We start from the raw sequence: 20864 nt of genomic DNA on the forward strand, positions 1-20864 counted from the left end.
CGCGTCGCCGGCTCGGCGGTAGCGTTGTGATCAGCCCGTCGCCAAACGTCCAGAGGACGTGCACGTCACGACTATTCCATTCAATCGCCGCCGGACCTGATCGCCTAGGCTTGCGTCTGGGTTCACCGCAGGCACCGGCTGAACCGACATCGAAGGATGGCGCACGACCATTTCCCGCAGCAAACCCGAGACCGACGCCGCCGGCGGACCGGGAGGCGCATCGCGCCGCTGCGTCGTCACCAGCGGCTTCAGCTTGGCCCTGATGGCGGCCCTGCCGTCACGGGCGCCCGCAGTATCGTCCGCAGCCACGCTCAAGGCGTCGCCACAAGCTTCAGGAGACAAGACCATGAGCAGCGACTTCGTCACCACCGGCGAGGACGACCAGATCGTGCCGATCGCCGACGCCGCCCTGATCGGCATCAAGCTGCTCAAGAAGGGCACGCTGAAGACCTATCCGGGCCTGCCGCACGGCATGTGCACGACCCATCCGGAGGTGATCAACCCGGACATGCTGGCCTTCATCAAGGCGTAGGGGATTCGGGACTGAAGATTGAAAGGCGTCGGTCTCCGGCGGACGCCTTTTCCTCTCGGCGGTTGTCATCCAGGATCGGCGCGCGACGCGCTTGTCCGGGATGACAACGTTTTTGGAGGTCTGGTGATTAGAGCCGGATCGCCAGGATCACCGACGTCCACCCGTCGAGCGTCACGATCCGACCCTCGACCACCGCCTCGCCAAACGCCACGCCCTCCACCGTCAGGTGGTCGGGAAGCGTGTAAGCCACCGCCGCCCGCCCGAAGTTGAGCATCACCACCAAGCCTTCGCCGCGCCGATAGGCGAAGACCTGCGCGTGGTCGGGATCCAGATCCTCATAATCCCCCTCCCGCAGATCGACGGACCCCCGCCGGAACGCGATCAGGTCGCGGCAGTGGCTTAGCACCGCGTCTGCCCGCCCGGCCTGGTCTCGCGCATTGATCGCCGCCGCGTTGGGATTGACCGCCAGCCACGGCGTCCCGAGCGTGAAGCCGCCGTGTGGATCGTCCGCCCACTGCATAGGCGTGCGGGCGTTGTCGCGGCCCATGGACCGGGCATTGGCTAGATATTCCGCCTCCGACACCCGACCCTGCAGGTCGCGCCAGCGACCGGACACCTCCAGGTCGTCGAAGTCGTCCAGGGTCTGGAACGGATAGTTGGTCATGCCCAGCTCGTCGCCCTGATAGAGGAACGGCGTGCCGCGCTGGGTGAGGATCAGGGTGTTCAGAACCTTGGCCGAACGCTCGACCCACTCGGGATCATCGTCGCCGAAGTGCGAAACCGCTCGGGGATTGTCGTGGTTGGACAGGAACACCGTGTTCCAGCCGAACGGCCCGGCCGCCGCGTCCTGCTGGCTGTAGAGCGCCTTGAGTCGGGGCAGGGTCCAGGACGTCTTGCGCCAGCCGTCGATGTCCATCCGCACGATGTCGAAATTGAACACCAGATCGAGTTCGCTGCGGCGGCTGTCCATCATGTGTTGGGCCGCGTCGGGCGTAAGCCCGAACGCCTCGCCGACCGTCAGGGTGTCGTAGTGCGCCAACACCTCGTGACGCATCTCGCTCAGGTAATCATGCAGCTTGGGCCCGGCGGCATAGACGAACTGCGGCGCGCGGCGCTCCTGGGGCGTCAGGTCGGGCAGGCCGGGTTGCTTGGAGATGAACGGGATGACGTCCATCCGGAACCCCGACACCCCCTTGTCGAGCCAGAACCGCATCAGGTCATGGACCTCGTCGCGGACCTTGGGATTCTCCCAGTTGAGGTCCGGCTGCTTGGCGGCAAAATAGTGCAGGTAGTACTGGCCTGTCGCCTGATCCAGCGTCCAGGCTGGCCCTCCGAAGAAGGCGTGATAGTTGTTGGGAGGACCGCCATCCTTGCCGTCGCGCCAGATGTAGTAGTCGCGATAGGGGTTGTCCTGGCTCTTGCGGCTCTCGACGAACCAGGCGTGTTCGTCGCTGCTGTGATTGACCACCAGGTCGATGATCAGCCGCATGCCACGGGCCGTCATCCCGGCCAGCATGGCGTCGAAATCGGCCATGGTCCCGAAGTCCGCCATCACCTGGCGATAGTCGCGGATGTCATAGCCGTTGTCGGCGTTGGGGCTGTCGAAGTGCGGGCTGAGCCACACCACATCGACGCCGAGATCCTGCAGGTAGTCGAGCCGGGCGGTGACCCCAGGAAGATCGCCGATCCCGTCGCCGTTGGTGTCGAGGAACGAGCGTGGATAGACCTGATAGACAACGGCGTCCTTCCACCAGGGGCGGGTGGCGCCGGGCGTCGCGTCATCGTCAAGGCTCACGCAGCGCTCCCCGTCTCAATGTGCGGATGGAACGCTACCGCGCCGAAGCATGGTCGTCGCGGGTGGATTTTGATGTCGGGATGGTGGCGGAGAGGGTGGGATTCGAACCCACGGTGCCCTTCCAGGCACGCCGCATTTCGAGTGCGGTACATTCGACCACTCTGCCACCTCTCCAGGGGGTCTTCAGGGGCCGCCCGGGGGCGGCCTTGAGTGAGGGCGGGATACCTAGCGGCGCCGCCGGAAGAGCGCAAGGGCTTGTGACACGCTTTTGTGTCGCGCGGCGCGGTTTCCGACCGGACTAGGCCCGAGGGTAAAGGATCATCTGGGTGCAGCGGAAAAGCGCCAGGGTCTTGCCGGTGGTCTCGTGGGTGACGAGGGCGTCCCAGACCTGAGTGTTGCGGCCGCCGTGGAGCAGCTTGGCCTCGCAGGCCACGCCCTCGCCTTGGCGAGCGGTGCCGAGGAAGTTGGACTTCAACTCGATGGTCGTGAAGCCTGTCGCGCCCTCCGGCAGGGAGGTCACGCAACCATAGCCGCTGGCGCTGTCGGCCAGGGCGATGACGCTGGCGGCGTGAAGAAAGCCGTTGGGGGCCATATGGCGGCTGGCCACAGTGAAGCGTCCCCTAACCAAGCCTCGGGTCGCATGGCTCCATTCCAGGCCCAACAGACCGGGCAGGTTGTCGGCCTGGGCGGTGGTCAGGGCAGCGCTGAAATCTTGATCGGCCATGCGGCGTCCTCACTGCTTCGTGTACGAAGCATCTAAGGGATCGCCTGGCCGACACGCAAGTGGGTTTTTAAATGGAACTGATATCGATCGGCGGGAAGCGCAGGCCGTCGTCGCCTTGCGGGGGCAGGCGGAAGGCGCGGATTCCCACCTGCAGGGCGGGCGCCGCCAACGGGCCGGGCGACGGCGGTGCGGCGGCGCGGCGGGCGACGAAGGCCTCGGCGGGGACGGAATCGCCGGCGTCGATATTTGTGGTCCTGTGGTCGGCGACAGTGGCCTCCCAGGCGTCGGCCTCGGCGCCGACCTGGCCGGTCAGCAGGCGAGTGTGAGGCGGCAGATCCAGCAACCGCCTAGCGGCGGCGTGCAGACCGGCCGCGTCGGCGCCGGGGGCGTCGCTGTCGTCCAGACCCTGGTCCGGCGGCAGGATAGCGGAACCGGTGAACACCACGTCGCCGATCTGGTAGGCGGTGGCGCCGGGCAGGCGGCCCGGCAGGGCGATGGCGGTGATCTCGATCCCGCCCATCGGCAGGACCTCGCCGTCTTGGGCCAGCTTGTCGAAGTCCCAGCCGTCAAGATCGACGCCGTCGGATCCCAGCACCGGGACCAGGCGCTTGAGGCTTTCCAGGACACCCGCGCCGGTGCAGATCGAGGCGCCCGTCTCGTATTTGAGATGACCGGCGGCGGACAGGTGGCCGGTATGCACGCCGGTCTCCAGGATCCAGGTCGGACCCAGGTCCTTGGCCCGAATATCGGCGATGATGGCGTCCATGAAGGTCGTATCGACGGCCTGGGTCTGGGGATCATAGTCGAGCACGGGGTCGATGAAGGCGCACAACTGGGTGGCTGGATCGACCAGCAGATAGGTCACCCGCCCGGTGGCGGGGTGGTGGAAAGCGGTGATTTCCGGCTGCATGCGTACGCTCGACAGTGCCCTGGAGCCTGGTCCAGGCCGGCACCTTGACCGCAAGCTCTTAAGTATAGGCGAACGCCGATCCAGGTCGTCCGCGCCGAAACAAGATTGGGGCGATTGGTCGCGCGGGGCTAGGGCCGTTCGGCCGCCGCCGTGCAACTCCGGGCGTCGCCGCGCATCTGGGTCACCCAGACGGGTTCGACATAGCGATCGCCGTCGCGGAAGCCTGGCGCGCAGCCTTCGGGCGTGTCGTCGCGTGACCGTCCGCCGCCGCGCATGTCGAGTGACAGGGCCAAGGACTGCGAGCCGCCGCCTCGGCCGTAGCCGCCATAGCCCAAGCCGCCATAGCCCAAGCCGTCATAGCCGTGGCCGCCGCCGTAGCCGCCCCCGTAGCCCCGGCCGTTCTTGCCGTATTCGGTCTTGGAAACGGCGACGCCCAAGGTGCTGGCTTCGCCGATCGGGATCAGGGTGGAGACATAGGCGCTGCGATAGCCGCCGGTGCCGACGCTGACCCCGGCCTCGCCGTGCATCTGGCGTTTGCCGTCGGGACCCAGGGCGTAGCCATTGACGTCCACTTTCGGCGGCGCCGCATAGTCGAGGGGGCCGCCGCCGCCGCGTTCGATCGGCGGCGCGTCGGCCAGCCAGGCGGCGACCTGGTCCTGGGTGCTCACGGGCTCAGCATTGCGGGCGGCCTCGGCCTTGGCTTTCGCGTCGGCCTGGGCCTTGGCGATCTCGGCTTCGGTGGGCGGCTTGGCGACGCGCGAGGCGGTGGCCACGACCTCGTCGTCAGGAGTAGCTGCCACGGCCAGGCTGGGCAGGGCCAGCGGCGCGGCCAGAAATGCGACAGCCAGGGCGAAACGGGACGCGAGCATGGACAAGACCTCCGACCTATCCATCCTGGACCCGGCCGTGAGCCGAATTAGGGCCTGAATGTTGCGTGGCCGCAAGGCGAAGCTGGTGGCGGAGTCACAGCGCTTCAAGGGCGGCCTCCAGCGCCGCCATGTCCGGCGGCAGGGGCGTCTCGAACCGCAGGGTCTGGCCGGTGATCGGGTGGACGAAGCCCAGCACGGCGGCGTGCAGGGCTTGGCGGGCGAACCCGATCTCCGTGATCGCCGCCTTGACCGGCGCAGCGGGGGCTCCGGCCCCATAGACCGGGTCGCCCAGGCAGGGGCTGCCCTTGCTGGCCATATGGACGCGGATCTGGTGGGTGCGGCCGGTCTCCAGCCGGCAGGCGACGCGGGCCGCCAGGGGCGCGTGCTTGCCGCCGCCGCCAAAGGTCTTCTCGACCCGGTAGTGGGTGGTCGCCTCTCGGCCGCCGGACTTGAGGACGGCCATCTTCTTGCGGTCGCCCGGCGAGCGGCCCAGTTGGGTCTGGATCGTGCCGACGGCGGGGCTAGGCGCGCCGCGGGTCAGGGCCAGGTACATGCGGTCTATGTCGTGCTCGGCAAACAGGGCCGACAGGCCCTGGTGGGCGGCGTCGGTCTTGGCCGCGACCATCACGCCGGAGGTTTCCTTGTCCAGCCGGTGGACGATGCCGGGGCGGGCGACGCCGCCGATCCCCGACAGGCTGTCGCCGCAGTGGTGCAGCAGGGCGTTAACCAGGGTGCCGGTCTCGCAGCCCGGCGCCGGGTGGGCGGCCATGCCGGCGGGCTTGTCGATGACGATCAGATAAGCATCCTCATAGAGCACGCTCAGCGGGATGTTCTCGGGCAGGGGCTCGGCGGCGGTCGGGGGCGGGATGTTGACCGCATAGGTCCCGGCCACGGCCTTGGCCGAGCCGCTGGTCAGCGGGACGGGCGTCTTGCCGGGGATCGCCAGCGACACCTGGCCCTCCGCCATCAGGGCTTGCAGGCGAGCCCGTGAAAGGGTCGGAGCGGCGGTGGCCAAGGCCTTGTCCAGCCGCTGGCCGGCCAGGTCGGGGCCGATCTCGATCCGCAGGGTCTCACCGGCCGGCATGCCCGTTTCCAAGGCGTCTGGGTCCTCGATCTCGTCTCCGAGCGGGGGATCGGGGGGCTGGACCAGCGGCTTCACGGCTCCGTCACGGGTTTGTCGCGGCGCCGACATCGCCCGCGCCTACCGGCTCAGGTTCGAAGTTCAGCGTATGAAGGGGATAGTCGATGCGCGCGATCCGCACCACCTTGCTCATGGCCGCCGCCAGCGGCCTGGCCCTGACCGCCGGCCAAGTCTGGGCCGCCGATCTTACGCCTGCGGCCACCGCTGAACCCAGCGTCGTCGAGGAACTGGTGGTCACCGCCCAGAAGCGCGAGCAGAAGGTGCTCGACGTGCCGATCGCCTTGACCGCCTATTCGGGCGCCATGCTCGACAGGCTGGGCGTCCAGGAATTCGACAAGCTGTCGCTTTTCGTGCCCGGCTTCCAGGTCCAGAACCAGTCGCCCAACAACCCTGGTTTCGTGATGCGCGGCGTCACCTCCGACAGCGGTGACGCCACCACCGAGCCGCGGGTGTCGGTGTTCCAGGACGGCGTGTCGATCTCCAAGTCGCGAGGCTCCTATATCGAGCTGTTCGACATCCAGCGCATCGAGATCGCCAAGGGTCCGCAATCGACCCTCTATGGTCGTGGGGCGCTGATCGGCGCGGTCAATGTCATCCAGAACAAGGCCGACCCCAAGGCCCTGGACTGGCGCGTGGCGGCGGAAGTCGGCAATGACGGCTACGGGTTGTTCGAGGGCATGGCCAATGTGCCGCTCAGCGACACCTTCGCCGTGCGGCTGGCGGGTCGCTACAAGGAGCGCAAGGGGCCGATCGAGAACCTGCTGACCGGCCGGACCTTGGGCTCGACCGATACGGGCGCCCTGCGGTTCTCGGCCCATTGGTCGCCGACCAGCCGGCTGAACGCCGACCTGATCATCAATTACGAGGCCGACCACCCGACGGGGACCTCGTTCAAGTCCAACAGCTTCAACCCCACCGATCCGACGACCGGCGCGGTGCTGGGCGATCGCGACCCCAACAATGGCGCGGCCCTGTCGGCCGGCGCAGGCTTCAACGGTGGCGCGAAGTTGGGCCTCAAGCGCTTCGTCTCGGGCGCTACGGTCTTGGTCGACTACAGCCTCAACGACGCCTTCAAGCTGTCGTCGATCACCGCCGCTCGCCGGTTCCAGAGCACAGAGACCTTCGATCCGGACGGCTTCTCCCTGCCAATGCTGACCTTCGCCGAAGACGCACGCGGCAAGCAATACAGCCAGGAGTTCCGTCTCAACTACGACGCCGGCGGTCCGATCAGCGGCTTCGCGGGCGTCAGCTATTTCAACGAGGACGCCCGGACCAGCGTGCCGTCGCAGATCGACGAGCGCTACGCCCTGGCCTTGATCACCGGCTATCTGAGCAAGCCCAACGCCCAGCCGACCGGTTTGCTGACCAACCCCGCCGTGCTGACCGCGCTGGTGGGCGGTCTGACCGGCATCGGCGCGACCAGCCCGCTGGCCCCGCTGCTGCCCGGCATCGCCAACAACCTGCATGTCCACCGCGAAAGCTACACCAACTACGGCAAGACCGAGTCGTTCGACGTCTATGGCGACGCCACCTGGCGGCTGAGCGAGCAGTTCGAGATCTCGGCCGGCCTGCGCTACACCCACGACGACAAGACCAGCGGCTACGCCTCCAGCGTCGAGGATCGCTCGATCCTGGGCGGGCTGATCGCCCTGTCGTCGATCCCCGCAGCCCAGCGTCCTGGCCTGTTGCAAGCCATGGCCGTGCCGGGCGCCGCGACCATCCCGACCTCGGCCGGCTATCCCGTGCCGATGTTCGGCATCGTTTCGCAGCCGACCACCAACAATGGCGACATCTTCTCGCAGGACTTCTCGGACGAGGGCCTGACCTGGCGCCTGGTCGGCCGCTACAAGCCGACGACGGGCACCAGCCTCTACGCCTCCTATGCCCGCGGTCGGCGGCCCGATGTGCTGTCGGTTGGCCAACCCGCCGCGCCCGGCGGCCCGGCGCGGTTCACGCCGGTCTCGGCTGAGACCGTGGATTCCTTCGAGGTGGGGGCCAAGACCCGCGCGATGGGCGGTCGCCTGACCCTGGAAGGCGCGGTCTACGCCTATGACTACGACAACTTCCAGACCACGATCCTGGTCAACGCCAAGCCGGTGACCACCAATGCCGGCAAGGCCAAGTCCTATGGCTTCGAGGGCCAGACGACCTGGGCGGCGGCCTCGTTCGCCGAGCTCTTCGCGACCTTCGGCTACACCCACGGCCGGTTCGACACCGGAATCTACGAAGGCAACCGCTTCCGGCTATCGCCCGACTACAAGGCCTCGATCGGCTCCAGCCTGCACGCCGACGCCCTGCGCGGGCGCTTCACCTTCACCCCGACCTATACCTGGCAGTCGAAGGTCTATTTCTCGGACGACAACGACATCGCCGCCCTGCAGGTCAGCAACCTGCTGCCCGACACGGCGCGCGACGAATTCCAGAGCAGCTACGGCTTGCTGGACCTGCGGCTCGAATATCAGCCGTCGTTTGCCAGCTGGAAGGTCGGGGCGTTCGTCACCAACGCCACCGACGAGAAATACGTCAAGGACGCCGGCAACACCGGTGACGCCTTCGGCATTCCCACCTTCATCGCCGGCAACCCGCGCTATTACGGCGTGACGGCCGCGCTGCGGTACTAGGACGAGATTGGGGACAGGCGCATGCGCCTGTCCCCATCGGCGGCTACTTGCTTTCGGCCTCTTCCTCTTGGCCAGTGATCGAGCCGTCCTTGAACAGGTATTTCTTTAACTGCTCGTCGGTCTCCGGATCGCTGCGGCGCAGCCATTCCAGCACCATGGCCGCGTGCTCGAGCTCTTCGCGGGCGTTGTGCAGCAGGATCTTGCGTAGCTCCTCGTCGTCACAGTCGTCCGCGCGCTGACGGTACCAATCCACCGCCTCGAGCTCTTCGATCAAGGATGTGATGGCGTAGTGCTGGTTGAGGGTCTTGCCGCGCAGCTTTTCGCGCGGAACGTGGAGGCCTTCACTGGACATGCGTGCGTCATCCGATTGTTGTGTGTTGAGGCTAACGCACAACAAGACCTAGCGCTGCCGTGATTTCCGGGGAACACGACCATGAATATCGATCGACGCAGAGCCTTGACCCTCTTCGGTTTCGGCGGCGCGGGCGCGGCCGGCGAGGCGATGGCCGCCACGCCCCAGGGTTTGCACGCAGGCCTGGCGCGCTTTGACCATGGTGTCGCCTCGGGCGACCCGCTGTCTGACCGGGTCATCCTGTGGACGCGGGTGACCGCGCCGGACGCCAAGGCCCCGGTCGGCGTGCGCTGGGAGGTGGCGACCGACCCGGCCTTCAAAAACATCGTCAAGCAAGGCCAAGCCACCGCCGACGCCTCGCGCGACAACACGGTCAAAATCGACGTCATCGGCCTGAAGCCGGCCACCGACTATGTCTACCGCTTCCGCCAGGCGGTGAACGGCAAGGCCGTGGGCGAGGCGGTTGTCGGTCGTACCCGGACCCTGCCGGTTGGGCCGACCAAGGACGTGGTGCTGGCGGTGGTGTCGTGCAGCCTCTATCCGGCCGGCTATTTCAACGCCTATGACGCGATCGCCAAGCTGCCGCGTGTCGACGCCGTGCTGCACCTAGGCGACTACATCTACGAATATGGCGCGGCGCCCGATCAGTACGGCATGGCCTCGCCCACCGCCAAGACCCGGATCCCCAACCCGCCGCACGAGCTGCTCAGCCTGGCCGACTATCGCCTGCGCCACGCCCAGCACAAGAGTGATCGCGCCGCCCAGGCCGCCCACGCCCGCGCGCCCTGGATCGTGGTCTGGGACGACCACGAGACCGCGGACAACAGCTGGGTGGGCGGGGCCGAGAACCATCAACCGGCGACGGAGGGCGATTGGGCCAAGCGCAAGGCCGCCGGCATCAAGGCCTATTACGAATGGATGCCGATCCGCGAGCCGGTGGCCGGCGCCCTGCCCGAGGCCTCGTGGCGCGGCTTCCAGTTCGGCGATGTCGCCACCTTGCTGATGACCGAGACCCGCCTGACGGCCCGCACCCACCAGCTGGACTATTCGCACCATCTGGCCGGGGCCGACGGCAAGCCGGACTTCGCCGCCTTCGCCGTCAAGCTGAAGGACCCCGCCCGGCGGATGATGGGCCAGGGCCAGGAACAGTGGCTGGCTCGGGAGGTCGATGGTTCGGTCAAGAGCGGAACCGCCTGGCAGGTGCTGGGCAACCAGGTGGTGATGGCCCGGGTAGCCAACGCCGATCTCAAGGCGACCATGGGCGAGCCGGCCTTTGCCGACCTGCTGGCCAAGCTGCCGCCCTATCTCGCCAAGGCGGTCGAGCAGAGCCGCGCCTTGGCGGCGATCGACACGCCCTCCAATCTTGACGCCTGGGACGGCTATCCGGCCGACCGCCAGCGCGTCTACGACATCTTCAAGGCCAGCCAGGCCCGCCCGATCGTGCTCTCTGGCGACAGTCACGCCTTCTGGGCCAACGAGCTGTGGGACGACGCGGGCACGACGCGGGTGGCGGCCGAGTTCGGGGTCACCTCGGTGACCTCCCCCGGCTACAGCGACTACCTGCCCGGCGCCCCGATCGGCAAGGCCTTCGTGGCCCGCAACAAGGAGGTCAAGTTCACCGACCACGCCGCCAAGGGCTATCTGCTACTGACCCTGGAGCACGGCCGGGCGACCGGTGAGCTGATGGCGGTCTCGACGATTCTGTCGGAAACTTACGAGACTAAGGTGCTGAAGCGCTTCGTGGTGACGCCGGATGGCGAGGGCGGGGTGAAGGGTTTGGCCGAGGGGTAGGCGTCCAACGCCGGACACCCCCTCCGTCACGATGTGTATTCGCATCGCCCACCTTCCCCGCTTCGCGGGTGAGGAGTGAGAGCGTTCTTCTCCTACCCCCGTTTCACGGGGGAGGTGGCGGCGAAGCCGACGGACGGGGTGTCAGCGGCGCCTACCGCCGCTCGAGCGCGATCCGCACCCCGAACGCGACGAACACCCCGCCTGTCACCCGGTCCAGCCCCTTCACCACGCCCGGCTTGCGCAGCGCCCGAGCGATCGGCGCGGTGGCCAGGATCAGTCCACCTGACCAGACCAGCCCCATCACCACGTGCAGGGACGCCAGCAGCACGCCAAAGACTGCGGGGCTGGCGCCGGTCGGGATGAACTGTGGTAGGAACGACACGTAGAACACCCCGACCTTGGGGTTCAGCAGGTTGTTCCAGAACCCCTTGGCCAAGGCCGCGAGCAACCCGCCGGCCGTCGCGGCCTCGTCCGCCGAGGTGTCGAAGCTGGCGCGGGGTGTGATCAGTAGATTAACGCCCAGCCAGACCAGATAGGCCGCGCCGGTCCACTTCAGGATCGTGTAGGCGGTTTGGGAGGCGACCAGCAGCGCGCCCGCCCCAAAAGCCGCGGCCGCGCCCCAAGCCAGGCAGCCCAACCCGATTCCCACCGCCGTCGCGGCCGCGCGCCGCCAGCCCTCGGCGGCGGCCGTGCGCAGCACCAGGGCGGTGTCGAGGCCGGGCGTGATGGTCAGCAGGCCGGCGGCGACGCTGAACGCGAGCAGGGCTTGGAGGGTGGTCATTGTGTTTTGTCAGCGGCCTTCACACACGACGCAAGGCCGAAGGCGCGGCGCACGGTCAATAGCGTTGATGACACGCGACTAAGCCGATAGTCCGATCTCCAGTGACGGGGATGGGCGATGGCAATTCAGCAAGTGCTCTTCGACGCAAGGTCGCCGTTCGAACAATTCTCCGTCGGGTTTGCCGCGATCGGTGTGGTGGCGCTCATCGCGGCGCTAGTGCGTTTTTGGCTGAATCGGCGCGCGCCGATTTCGGAAATCAATTCGATGCAGCGGGTCGAGGGCGGAGTCATGGTGGGCGTGGCGGCCCTCCTGCTGGGCGCCGCGATGCTGCCGTTTCTTCTGGCCGCCAAGGCTGACCTGGATTTCCATTTCGACAGGGTCGTCACACTTGAGGGCTGTACGAGGGGCGTGGAGCGCGTGGTGCATGAGCGCGTCCACGGCGTGGCCGACACCTACCTCTCGGTGGCGGGCAGGGCTTTGCACTTCAATAGCAGCCCTTGGCGTTCCGGTTTCCACAACGCCGGCGACACGATCCGGGACGGGCAGTACTTCCGGGTCTTCATGGCGGGCGACACGGTCTTGCGTCTGGAGCGTTTGCCGCAGGCCTGCCCTTCAGCCTAGCCGTGGCGAAAGTGACGGCGTCTGCACATCAGGCCGCCGCCACCTGCACGACGGAGGTCCAGGCTGCTTCGGATGAAGAGAGCCCTAAGCCTCGCGCTCGACCAAGGCACCGTTCTCCCAGACGCGGTAGAAGCACGAGCGGAAGCCCACGTGGCAGGCCCCGCCGTCGCCTTGCGGGCGCACCTTGATCAGCACCGCGTCCTGGTCGCAGTCGATGCGCAGCTCCGTGACGATCTGCAGCTGGCCGCTGGTCTCGCCCTTCTTCCACAACGTGTTTCGCGAGCGGCTGAAATAATGGGCGACGCCGGTGTCGAGGGTGCGCTTCAGCGCCTCGTCGTTCATCCAGGCGAACATCAGGATCTCGCCGGTATCGGCATGCTGGGCGATGGCGGCGATCAGGCCCTGGGCGTCGAAGCGCGGCGTGATGGCGGCCCCGCGCTCGAGGGCGGTCTGGTCGGCGGGGGGCGGGAAGAGGGTGCTCATGGCCGACCTATGGCGCCGTTGGCCGGCCAGCTCAATTCCTCCCATGCCCCACAGGGGGAGGACTGTCTTGGCACATGTCACCATTTGAGCTCGGCGTCGGCCTCGGTCCTGAGCGGCGCTTCAAGCCATTCGCGTTCTTCTTCGGTCAGGCCCGCCTTGGCCAGCCCTGGCTTCCTCCTCCCAACCGTCGCGCGGATGCTTTTTCGGCGCGCGCCCGCCGGCGGCGATGATGATCCGGCCGTCTTCCATCACCACGTCCACGGAGTCGCCAACCTCGGTGCCGATCCTGGCGAGAAAAGGCTCAGGCAGGATTACGCCCGCTGAACCGCCGATCTTTAGCACCGAGCATCGCATGACGCCGCCTCCGTTGGAGGGACATCACAACATCGCCTACTCGCTGTCCCCAGCGGCGCGGCGCACGGCCTCGGCCCTTACCAGCGGAAAAGCTTTAGCTCTGTGAGACGCATCCGAGAGGTCCCATTCATCGCGATCAACGCCGACCCAGACGACGTCGAAATCATGATCGTAGTTCGCCAAACTCGCGGTCTGGCCGTCTCGACCCTCAAGCAAGAGGTAAGTCGTTGGTTTGCCGACGCTGATGCGGATGAAAAAGAACTGCGCGGTGTTCGCGGGTTGCCACAAGACTTGAACCCGCGTGTACGGATGCAGCGCCAACGCCAGCTTCAGTGCGTCCTTAGGCAGCCCGTCCCAGAGTTTCTCGATACCCATTTGCCCCTATTTCCAGATCGGCTTGCCGCCCCCCGGCAAGCCCAGCCGGGCCCACTTCTCGCTCACCGCGTCGATCACCGCCTGGTCCATGCGGATCTCCTCGCCCCACTCGCGGTGGGTTTCGGGGGGCAGCTTGTCGGTGGCGTCGAGGCCGATCTTCGAGCCCAGGCCGCTCTCGGGGCTGGCGAAGTCGAGATAGTCGATGGGGGTGTTCTCGATCACCGTGATGTCCCGGGCGGGATCCATCTTGGTGCTGATGGCCCACATCACGTCCTTCCAGTCGCGGGCGTTGATGTCGTGGTCCACGACGATCACCCACTTGGTGTACATGAACTGGCGCAGATAGCTCCAGACGCCCAGCATCACCCGCTTGGCGTGGCCGGGATAGGCCTTCTTCATCGACACCACGGCGATGCGGTAGCTACAGCCCTCGGGCGGCAGCCAGAAGTCGACGATCTCCGGGAACTGCTGGCGCAACAGCGGGATGAACACCTCGTTCAACGCCTCTCCGAGCACGGACGGTTCGTCCGGCGGACGGCCGGTGAAGGTGGTCAGGTAGATCGGGTCCTTGCGCATGGTGATGGCCGTCACCTGGAAGACCGGGAACTTCTCGACGCTGTTGTAATAGCCGGTGTGGTCGCCGTAGGGACCCTCGTCCGCATACTCATCGAGCAGGACGTGGCCCTCGAGCACGATCTCCGCATGGGCGGGCACCATCAGCGGCACGGTCTTGGCGGCCACCAGATCGACCTTGGCGCCGCGCAGCAAGCCGGCGAACTGGTACTCCGACAGGGTGTCGGGCACCGGCGTCACGGCGGCCAGGATGGTGCCGGGATCGGCGCCCAGCACGGCGCAGGCGGGCAGGGGCTCGCGCTTCCCCGCCTTCTTGTGGCGGGCATAGTGCTGGGCTCCACCGCGATGGGCCAGCCAGCGCATGATGCAGCGGTCCTTGCCGATCACCTGCATGCGGTAGATGCCCAGGTTGAAGTCGTCCTCGCGGTCCTTGCCCGGGCCCTTGGTGACGACCAGCGGCCAGGTGATCAGCGGCGCCGGCTCGCCCGGCCAGCAGGTCTGCACGGGCAGTTTGGACAGGTCGATCTGGTCGCCGGTCAGGACCACCTCCTGCACCGGAGCCTTCTTCACCGTGCCTGGCCGCATGGCCATGACGGTGCGGGCCAGGGGCAGCATGTCGAGCGCGTCCTTCAACCCCTTGGGCGGCGCGGGCTGGCGCAGGAAGGCCAGCAGCTCGCCGACCTCGCGCAGTTCGCCCGCCGTGGTGCGCGGCTCGCCGCCCAGGGTGACGCCCATGGCCACCCGCTTGACGGTGCCGAACAGGTTGGCGAGCGCCGGCATCGGCGAGCGCGTGCCGTCGGGCAGGATGACGTGTTCGAACAGCACCGCCGGCCCGCCGGTGGCCAGCAGCCGCGTCTGGATCTCGGTCATCTCCAGCACGGTCGAGACCGGCTCGCTCACCCGGACAAGCTCGCCCTGCGCCTCGAGGACGGCGATGAATTCGCGCAAGCTGCGATAGGCCATGAGGCGCTCCTGAACGGCAGAACCTAGAGGCGTCCCCGCGTCGTCGCAAGCACGCGCCGACAAGCTTGGCCCTAGGCGCCGCTCGCCCGGCGTGATCTCTAGCCCCACGACATTCGAGGTTGCAGCAAGATGACCGACGCCTTTCACGACGCCGCTCCCGCCGATCCCTCGCCCGAGCCTGGGGCCGTCCGCCGAGCCACGATCATCCGCCTGGCCACGGGCCTGGCCCAGGGCCTGCTGCTGTACGGGCTCTGGCAAGCCGACAAGTCCAAGGTCTGGCCGGCGACCCAGCGCGAGTTGTTCGCCGCCCTGCTGATGGTCTTCCTGTTCGCGCCGTTCGTGGTGCAGGCCGGGGTCGCGGCCCTGCGCTGGCGGACCCTGGTCGTCTGGAAGGCCGTGGCCGCGATCCTCGCCGCCGGGCTTGGGGCCTATGGCGTGTGGAGCGGCGATCCCGCCGCCGAAGGGGTTAACGGCCTGGGACCGCTGACGGTCTTCGCGATCGCCGCCTTGATCTTCATCGGCCATCACCTCGTCGAGCCCGCTGACCTGGAGCGCAGGCGCATCGCGCGCTACGAGGCCTATTTCGACGTGACCTGGAAGCACGGGGTGCAGGCGGTGCTGTCGCTGGGCTTCACCGGCGCCTTCTGGCTGCTGCTGTTCCTGGCCTCGGCCCTGTTCAAGCTGATCGGCGTCGACGCCATCGACAAGCTGATCCGGCACGAGTGGTTCGCCTTCCCCGCCACCGCCGTGATGTTCGCCGCCGCCGTGCAGCTGACCGACGTGCGGGCCAATCTGGTGCGCGGCGTGCGCACCGTGGCCCTGACCCTGCTGGCCTGGCTGCTGCCGCTGATGACCCTGATCGCCGCGGCCTTCCTGCTGACCCTGCCCTTCACCGGCCTCGAGCCGCTGTGGAAGACCCGCAGCGCCACCGCCATATTGCTCACCGCCGACGCCTTCCTGATCCTGCTGACCAACGCCGCCTATCAGGACGGGACCGAGAAGACCGCCCTGGTGCTGAAATGGGCGGCGCGACTGGCCGGGGTGCTGCTGGTCCCGATCACGGTGCTGGCGGCCTACGGCCTGAGCCTGCGCATCGGCCAATACGGCCTGAGCCCCGACCGGATCATCGCGGCGGCCTGCCTGCTGATCGCGGCCGGCCATGCGGTCGGCTACGCGATCGCCGCCGTGCGGCCGGGCGACTGGATGCGGACGCTGGAGGTCACCAACATCGCCATGGCCTTCGCGGTGATCGCCGTGCTGCTGGCGCTTTGCACGCCGGTGGCGGATCCGAGGCGGTTGTCGGTGGAGGACCAAGTGGGGCGGCTTAGAGTCGGGAAGGTCAAACCTGAGACGTTCGACTACGCCTTCCTACGCTTCCAGGGCGGTCGTGTTGGCCGTGACGCCCTGATAGCTTTGGGCAAGGACAGGAACGCTACGGTCAACGCCCCCGCCGCCAAGGCGCTTGAGGCCAACAGCCCCTATGAACTTTCGAAAGGTAATGACAAGCCTTCCGCCCAGGCTGTGGCTGAGGTTCAAGTCTATCCGCAAGGGCGGAAACTGCCGGAAGGCTTTATCGAAAAGACCTTTGGCAGAGACCTCAACGCGCTTTGCCTCTCCAGCGGTCGTGGCTGCAGCGCCCTGCTGATTGATGTCGATGGCGACGGCGTGGATGAAGTCCTCTTTTCAACAAGCGATCGCATGGGCGTATACAAGAGCGACCCCGCCGGTGAATGGGAGGAAATTGCCCGCACCTCGGCGTCTTGCAGCAACGACGGACTGCGGGGCCTGCTTAAGACGGGGCCGGCCCGGGTCGTTCCAGCCAAGCCGCATACCGATATCGAGATCGGTGGTCACCGCCTGCACCTCACGCCGAGGGATCCGGCTTGCGAAGGGTGGATTTTGGAGGACGCGTTCTAACGCATTTCATTTCTCCATTTCCGCTCATCCCGGCATTCGCCGGGATGAGCGGGTTGTAGATGTAGGCGAAGGTTCTAACCCACCCCCTCCGAGACCGCATTGAGCCGCGCATACACCCCGCCCGCCGCCTTCAGGTCCCCGTGCCGGCCCTCCTCGACCACCCGGCCGTTCTGGAAGACCAGGATGCGGTCGGCGCCGCGAACGGTGGAGAGGCGGTGGGCGATGACGATGGTGGTGCGGCCGGCCATCAGGGCCTCGGCGGCTTCTTGCACCTGGCCCTCGGTCTCGACGTCGAGCGAGGACGTCGCCTCGTCCATCACCAGGATCGGGGCGTCGGTCAAGAAGGCGCGGGCGATGGCCACGCGCTGGCGCTCGCCGCCCGACAGCTTGATGCCGCGCTCGCCCACCAGGGTGTCGTAGCCCTGGGGCAGCTTGAGGATGAAGTCGTGGGCGCGCGCCTTGGTCGCCGCAGCGATCACCTCTTCGTCGGTGGCGCCGGGCCGGCCATAGGCGATGTTGTCGCGCAGGGAGCGGTGGAAAAGGGCCGGGTCCTGCGGCACCACGGCGATGGCGCGGCGCAGGCTGCCTTGGGTCACCTCGGCCACGTCCTGACCGTCGATGACGATGCGGCCGCCCTGCAGGTCGTGCAGACGCTGGACCAGCTTGACGAAGGTCGACTTGCCCGAGCCCGTCGGCCCGACCAGCGCCACCCGCTCGCCCGGCGCGATGGTCAGCGAGAAGTGGTCGTACAGCGGCGAACCCGCCGCCTTGTAGCGGAAGGTCACGTTCTCGAAGGCGATGGCGCCCGGGCCCTCCTTCCCCGTGTTGGGCTTGAAGTCCGGGGCGTCCAGCACGTCGGCGATCTGCGGCGGCAGGCCTTCCCAGGCGGCCAGGTCCTCGGTGTCGTCCAGGCCCTTCTGCAGCATGCGGATGTTCTCGCCCATGTTGCGCAGATAGCCGCTCATCAGCATGAAGGCGGTGATGGCGAAGGCCACGTCGCCGGGCGTCGCCGTCCCGCGCGACCAGGCATGGATCATCGCCGCCGTCAGCCCGGCTTGCAGCAGCACCAGCAGCAGGTTCTGGCCCAGCCAGACATTGGTGAACTTGTGCCAGGTGACCATCACCGCGTCGCGCCAGGCGGCGGTCACCACGGCGACGCGCGCGGCCTCGCGGGTCTCGGCGCCGAAGCTCTTGACCGTGGGGTTGGAGGTCACGGCGTCGGCCAGGCTGGCCCCGATCAGCGAATCCAGGGCGTTGGACTTCAGGTTGGCGGGCCGCACATAGCGCGTGGTGACCACCACATTGACGACGATATAGGCGATCACCACCACCAGGGCGACGGCGCCGGCCAGGGGCTGGCGGACCAGCAGCATCAGGGAGAGGCCCAGCAGCACGATGACGCTGGGCGCCAGCCAGATGGTCACCGCGTCGGTCACGCTGTCATAGCCCCACATCGCCCGGGTCAGCTTGCGCACCGTGGCGCCGGCGAAGCTGTCGGCGTGCCAGTCGGACGAGAAGGCCTGGACGCGGGCGTAACCCTCGTTGGTCATCTCTTCCATGTTGCGGGCGGCCAGCGGGATCCAGAACCGCATGGCCAGGTTGCGGATCAGCGAGAAGCCCAGATAGACGCCCACGAACATCGCCCACGCCACCCAGGCCGCGTCGACGGCCGAGGGGCCCTTGGTCACGGTGTCGATCAATTGACCAGACGCCCAGGGCAGCGCCAGATCGAAGCCGATGGCCAGCAAGGTCAGGCCCACGCCCGCCAGCAACAGGCCTTTCCGGCGCAGCCAGAAGCGCATGATGAAGCCGAGCACCCGGCGGTTGCTCAGGGCGCGGCGAGGCTCGGTCTCGGTGTTATTGTCGGCGGCGTCGGTCATGGTTGGGGCTAGATAGGCGCTCGGCGCTTCTTTTTCGACCCACCAAACGGCCGCCAGCGCAGGTACCAGCGAATGGCCGGCCCGATCACGGGTGTGCGCAGCAGCGGCCGCACCGCGTGGGGTCGGGTCTTCAGGAAGCACAGCACCGCGCCGATCCAGAACACCGTGGTCGGCAGGCCGGGCGTGACGATCCCCACCGCGCCGATCGCCAGCAGGCTTCCGCCCAACCCGTCCAGCGCCCAGCGGACGGGACGGGACAGGCGCTTTCGGGGTGAGGGGGGCGGGGAGGTCATTGAAGGTGAATGTGGTGGGTCGCGTAAAGGTCCGCCAGGCAGAGCTCCTCGCCCTGTGGGGGAGGTGTCGGCGTAGCCGGCGGTGGGGGGCGTGATAGGACGATCACCGCTCGGATCTTCGACCATTAAACTCCCCCCACCGATCAATGCGCGATCGTCTCCCCCACAGGGGGAGGACCTACGCGCCCCCCATGTCCTGCGAAAACCGGATGCGGTTGCCGAACGGGTCGTGCACCGTCAGCACGTCGCCCCAGGGCTCGCGCACGATCCCAGGACGGCCATCGCCGTACTTCTTGTCGCTGAGTTCCTTGTGCAGGGCATGGACGCCCAGCATGGGCGCATAGACGGTCGCGCCGGGGCTGGCGTCGCCATAGTGCTCGGACAGATGCAGGGTCATTCCGGTGCGCGACACGCCCATGTACAGCGGCATGTCGGCTTCGAACCGGTGCTCGAAATCGACCGAAAAGCCCAGGAAGTCGCAATAGAACTCGCGGGCCTTGGCCTGATCGATGGTTGGCATGAGATCCTTTTCGACTCGGCGATCCCTCATCGGTGCTCGCATTGCCGACTTGGTCGCCGATCAAAAGGGATCCGCTGACAGCAAGATCAATGCTTTCACCCTTCCCGAAGGATGCGAGCGGCAGGCAGCATCAGCCTGGGCGCAGATTAAGGCGAGAGGCGGCATGGGGTCAATCGCGCTGTCCTTGACGCCGCCGCCGACAACCGCTCTCCTCAAACAAACGTTTGGGAGAAACGCGCATGGCCTATCAACCCTTCGACCTGACCGGCAAGGTCGCCTTGGTCACCGGCGGCAATCGCGGCATCGGGCTGGGCATGGCCAGCGCCCTGGCCCAGGCGGGATCCGACATCGTGATCTGGGGCAGCAATGCCGAGCGCAACCAGGCCGCCGAGGCTAAGTTGCTCGAGCACGGCGTTCGGGTGAAGGCCCAGACGGTGGATGTCAGCCAGGAAGACCAGGTCCGCGAGGGCATGGAGGAAGCCGTGGCCGCCATGGGCCGGCTCGACAGCGTGATCGCCAATGCCGGGGTCGGCTATGGCGCGCCCAGCTTCATCGAGATGAAGACCGAGACCTACCGCAAGACCCTGGCGGTTAATCTGGACGGGGTGTTCTTCACGTTCCGCGAGGCCTGCCGCCACATGGCAGAGCGGGCGAAATCGGGCGATGCTGGCGGCTCCATCGTCGGGGTGGCCTCGCTGGCCGCCATCGAGGGCGCGGCCCGCAACCAGGCCTATGCCGCCACCAAGGGCGGGGTGATCTCGATGATGAAGTCGGTGGCCGTCGAGCACGCCCGCTACGGGGTGCGGGCCAACGCCATCCTGCCCGGCTGGATCGCCACCGACATGACCCAAGGCGCGCAGGACAATCCCGCCTTCGCCGAAAAGGTCATTCCCCGGGTGCCCGCCCGGCGCTGGGGCCAACCGGCGGACTTCGGCGGCATCGCCGTCTATCTGGCCTCGGACGCTTCGAGCTACCACTCGGGCGACACCTTCGTGATCGACGGGGCCTATTCCATCTTCTAAGGAAAACTGGACGGTGCGGTCCATAAAATATCCTTATAAATAAGGCACTTGCGAAAATTTAGGGCTGTGGGAAGCTTCTCTCGTCGGCAGATCGAGCATCAGACTTGGGCGTCGGCGGGAGGAAACGAGAAATGACCCCGCAAGACGTCGTGGCCCTGGCGCCGCCCAGAGGCATGCTGGCCCTGATCGCCATGATCCTGACCTCGATGGCCGCCTGCTTTTGGACGTCGGAAGCCGAGGCGCAGCCGGACGTCCTGCGGCGGGACTAGACGAAACCGCGACTGACCTCGCGGCACGCTTGCCGTCACGACCCCAGCGCCCATCCTCCGAAAAAACGGGAGGATTCT

At 67.2% G+C, this 20864-nt stretch carries 20 protein-coding genes, 1 tRNA gene and 1 pseudogene; 7 read left to right on the forward strand and 15 right to left on the reverse strand.

All coding sequences use genetic code 11. The features are described from left to right. Positions 1 to 370: 370 nt before the first annotated feature. Positions 371 to 532, forward strand: a pseudogene (locus ACP694_RS05440) (alpha/beta fold hydrolase); the annotation flags it as partial. 127 nt (positions 533 to 659) lie between these two features. Here ACP694_RS05440 and ACP694_RS05445 read toward each other — a convergent pair. The 6 genes from ACP694_RS05445 to ACP694_RS05470 form a co-directional block, all read right to left on the reverse strand. Beyond that, complete coding sequence (locus tag ACP694_RS05445) at positions 660 to 2327, reverse strand: alpha-glucosidase (protein WP_426011020.1); 1668 nt, start codon at positions 2325 to 2327, stop codon at positions 660 to 662. A gap of 84 nt (positions 2328 to 2411) precedes the next feature. Continuing rightward, positions 2412 to 2501, reverse strand: a tRNA-Ser gene (locus tag ACP694_RS05450). 124 nt (positions 2502 to 2625) lie between these two features. Further along, positions 2626 to 3051: a PaaI family thioesterase gene (locus ACP694_RS05455; RefSeq protein ID WP_426011022.1), complete on the reverse strand. Its 426-nt coding sequence runs from the start codon at positions 3049 to 3051 to the stop codon at positions 2626 to 2628. A gap of 67 nt (positions 3052 to 3118) precedes the next feature. After that, positions 3119 to 3961, reverse strand: a complete 843-nt coding sequence (locus ACP694_RS05460) for an MBL fold metallo-hydrolase (RefSeq protein WP_426011024.1) — start codon at positions 3959 to 3961, stop codon at positions 3119 to 3121. Positions 3962 to 4089: 128 nt separating this feature from the next. Continuing rightward, on the reverse strand, positions 4090 to 4830 hold the full coding sequence (locus tag ACP694_RS05465; protein WP_426011026.1) for a hypothetical protein: 741 nt from the start codon (positions 4828 to 4830) through the stop codon (positions 4090 to 4092). 94 nt (positions 4831 to 4924) lie between these two features. Further along, positions 4925 to 5914 carry an RluA family pseudouridine synthase gene (locus ACP694_RS05470; protein WP_426011301.1) on the reverse strand — a complete coding sequence of 330 codons (990 nt, stop codon included), beginning with the start codon at positions 5912 to 5914 and terminating at the stop codon, positions 4925 to 4927. Between the two features lie 161 nt (positions 5915 to 6075). Here ACP694_RS05470 and ACP694_RS05475 point away from each other — a divergent pair, with 161 nt between their 5' ends. Further along, positions 6076 to 8592 (forward strand): TonB-dependent receptor, encoded by a 2517-nt coding sequence (locus tag ACP694_RS05475; protein WP_426011028.1) that lies wholly within the window; start codon positions 6076 to 6078, stop codon positions 8590 to 8592. 43 nt (positions 8593 to 8635) lie between these two features. Here ACP694_RS05475 and ACP694_RS05480 read toward each other — a convergent pair whose 3' ends face one another. After that, positions 8636 to 8944 carry a ferritin family protein gene (locus ACP694_RS05480; protein WP_426011029.1) on the reverse strand — a complete coding sequence of 103 codons (309 nt, stop codon included), beginning with the start codon at positions 8942 to 8944 and terminating at the stop codon, positions 8636 to 8638. Between the two features lie 81 nt (positions 8945 to 9025). Between ACP694_RS05480 and ACP694_RS05485 the strand changes: the two genes are divergently transcribed. Next, positions 9026 to 10735 (forward strand): alkaline phosphatase D family protein, encoded by a 1710-nt coding sequence (locus ACP694_RS05485; RefSeq protein WP_426011031.1) that lies wholly within the window; start codon positions 9026 to 9028, stop codon positions 10733 to 10735. A gap of 151 nt (positions 10736 to 10886) precedes the next feature. On the opposite strand, the gene ACP694_RS05490 is transcribed toward ACP694_RS05485, so the two are convergent. Beyond that, positions 10887 to 11516, reverse strand: a complete 630-nt coding sequence (locus ACP694_RS05490) for a LysE family translocator (RefSeq protein ID WP_426011033.1) — start codon at positions 11514 to 11516, stop codon at positions 10887 to 10889. 117 nt (positions 11517 to 11633) lie between these two features. Here ACP694_RS05490 and ACP694_RS05495 point away from each other — a divergent pair, with 117 nt between their 5' ends. After that, on the forward strand, positions 11634 to 12137 hold the full coding sequence (locus tag ACP694_RS05495; RefSeq protein WP_426011034.1) for a hypothetical protein: 504 nt from the start codon (positions 11634 to 11636) through the stop codon (positions 12135 to 12137). 84 nt (positions 12138 to 12221) lie between these two features. On the opposite strand, the gene hisI is transcribed toward ACP694_RS05495, so the two are convergent. The 4 genes from hisI to ACP694_RS05515 form a co-directional block, all read right to left on the reverse strand. Next, the gene (gene hisI, locus ACP694_RS05500) at positions 12222 to 12620 is read right to left on the reverse strand and encodes a phosphoribosyl-AMP cyclohydrolase (RefSeq protein WP_426011036.1); all 399 of its coding nucleotides are present in this window, start codon (positions 12618 to 12620) and stop codon (positions 12222 to 12224) included. 120 nt (positions 12621 to 12740) lie between these two features. Then, on the reverse strand, positions 12741 to 12974 hold the full coding sequence (locus tag ACP694_RS05505) for an AbrB/MazE/SpoVT family DNA-binding domain-containing protein (RefSeq protein ID WP_426011038.1): 234 nt from the start codon (positions 12972 to 12974) through the stop codon (positions 12741 to 12743). Positions 12975 to 13010: 36 nt separating this feature from the next. Continuing rightward, positions 13011 to 13349, reverse strand: a complete 339-nt coding sequence (locus tag ACP694_RS05510) for a hypothetical protein (protein ID WP_426011040.1) — start codon at positions 13347 to 13349, stop codon at positions 13011 to 13013. Between the two features lie 6 nt (positions 13350 to 13355). Next, the gene (locus tag ACP694_RS05515; protein WP_426011041.1) at positions 13356 to 14885 is read right to left on the reverse strand and encodes a UbiD family decarboxylase; all 1530 of its coding nucleotides are present in this window, start codon (positions 14883 to 14885) and stop codon (positions 13356 to 13358) included. A gap of 129 nt (positions 14886 to 15014) precedes the next feature. Between ACP694_RS05515 and ACP694_RS05520 the strand changes: the two genes are divergently transcribed. Beyond that, the gene (locus tag ACP694_RS05520; protein WP_426011042.1) at positions 15015 to 16802 is read left to right on the forward strand and encodes a DUF4153 domain-containing protein; all 1788 of its coding nucleotides are present in this window, start codon (positions 15015 to 15017) and stop codon (positions 16800 to 16802) included. Positions 16803 to 16876: 74 nt separating this feature from the next. Here ACP694_RS05520 and ACP694_RS05525 read toward each other — a convergent pair whose 3' ends face one another. The 3 genes from ACP694_RS05525 to ACP694_RS05535 form a co-directional block, all read right to left on the reverse strand. Beyond that, a complete protein-coding gene (locus ACP694_RS05525) occupies positions 16877 to 18682 on the reverse strand; it encodes an ABC transporter ATP-binding protein (protein WP_426011044.1) in 1806 nt (601 codons plus the stop codon). A gap of 8 nt (positions 18683 to 18690) precedes the next feature. Continuing rightward, the gene (locus tag ACP694_RS05530; RefSeq protein ID WP_426011046.1) at positions 18691 to 18975 is read right to left on the reverse strand and encodes a DUF454 family protein; all 285 of its coding nucleotides are present in this window, start codon (positions 18973 to 18975) and stop codon (positions 18691 to 18693) included. Positions 18976 to 19153: 178 nt separating this feature from the next. Then, positions 19154 to 19495 carry a glyoxalase superfamily protein gene (locus ACP694_RS05535; protein WP_426011048.1) on the reverse strand — a complete coding sequence of 114 codons (342 nt, stop codon included), beginning with the start codon at positions 19493 to 19495 and terminating at the stop codon, positions 19154 to 19156. A gap of 239 nt (positions 19496 to 19734) precedes the next feature. On the opposite strand from ACP694_RS05535, the gene ACP694_RS05540 reads away from it, so the two are divergent. Then, complete coding sequence (locus ACP694_RS05540) at positions 19735 to 20517, forward strand: SDR family NAD(P)-dependent oxidoreductase (protein WP_426011050.1); 783 nt, start codon at positions 19735 to 19737, stop codon at positions 20515 to 20517. Positions 20518 to 20648: 131 nt separating this feature from the next. Next, on the forward strand, positions 20649 to 20786 hold the full coding sequence (locus tag ACP694_RS05545) for a hypothetical protein (protein WP_426011051.1): 138 nt from the start codon (positions 20649 to 20651) through the stop codon (positions 20784 to 20786). Positions 20787 to 20864: the final 78 nt, after the last annotated feature.

This window comes from Caulobacter sp. DWR2-3-1b2 (assembly GCF_049896345.1).
Lineage (GTDB): Bacteria > Pseudomonadota > Alphaproteobacteria > Caulobacterales > Caulobacteraceae > Caulobacter.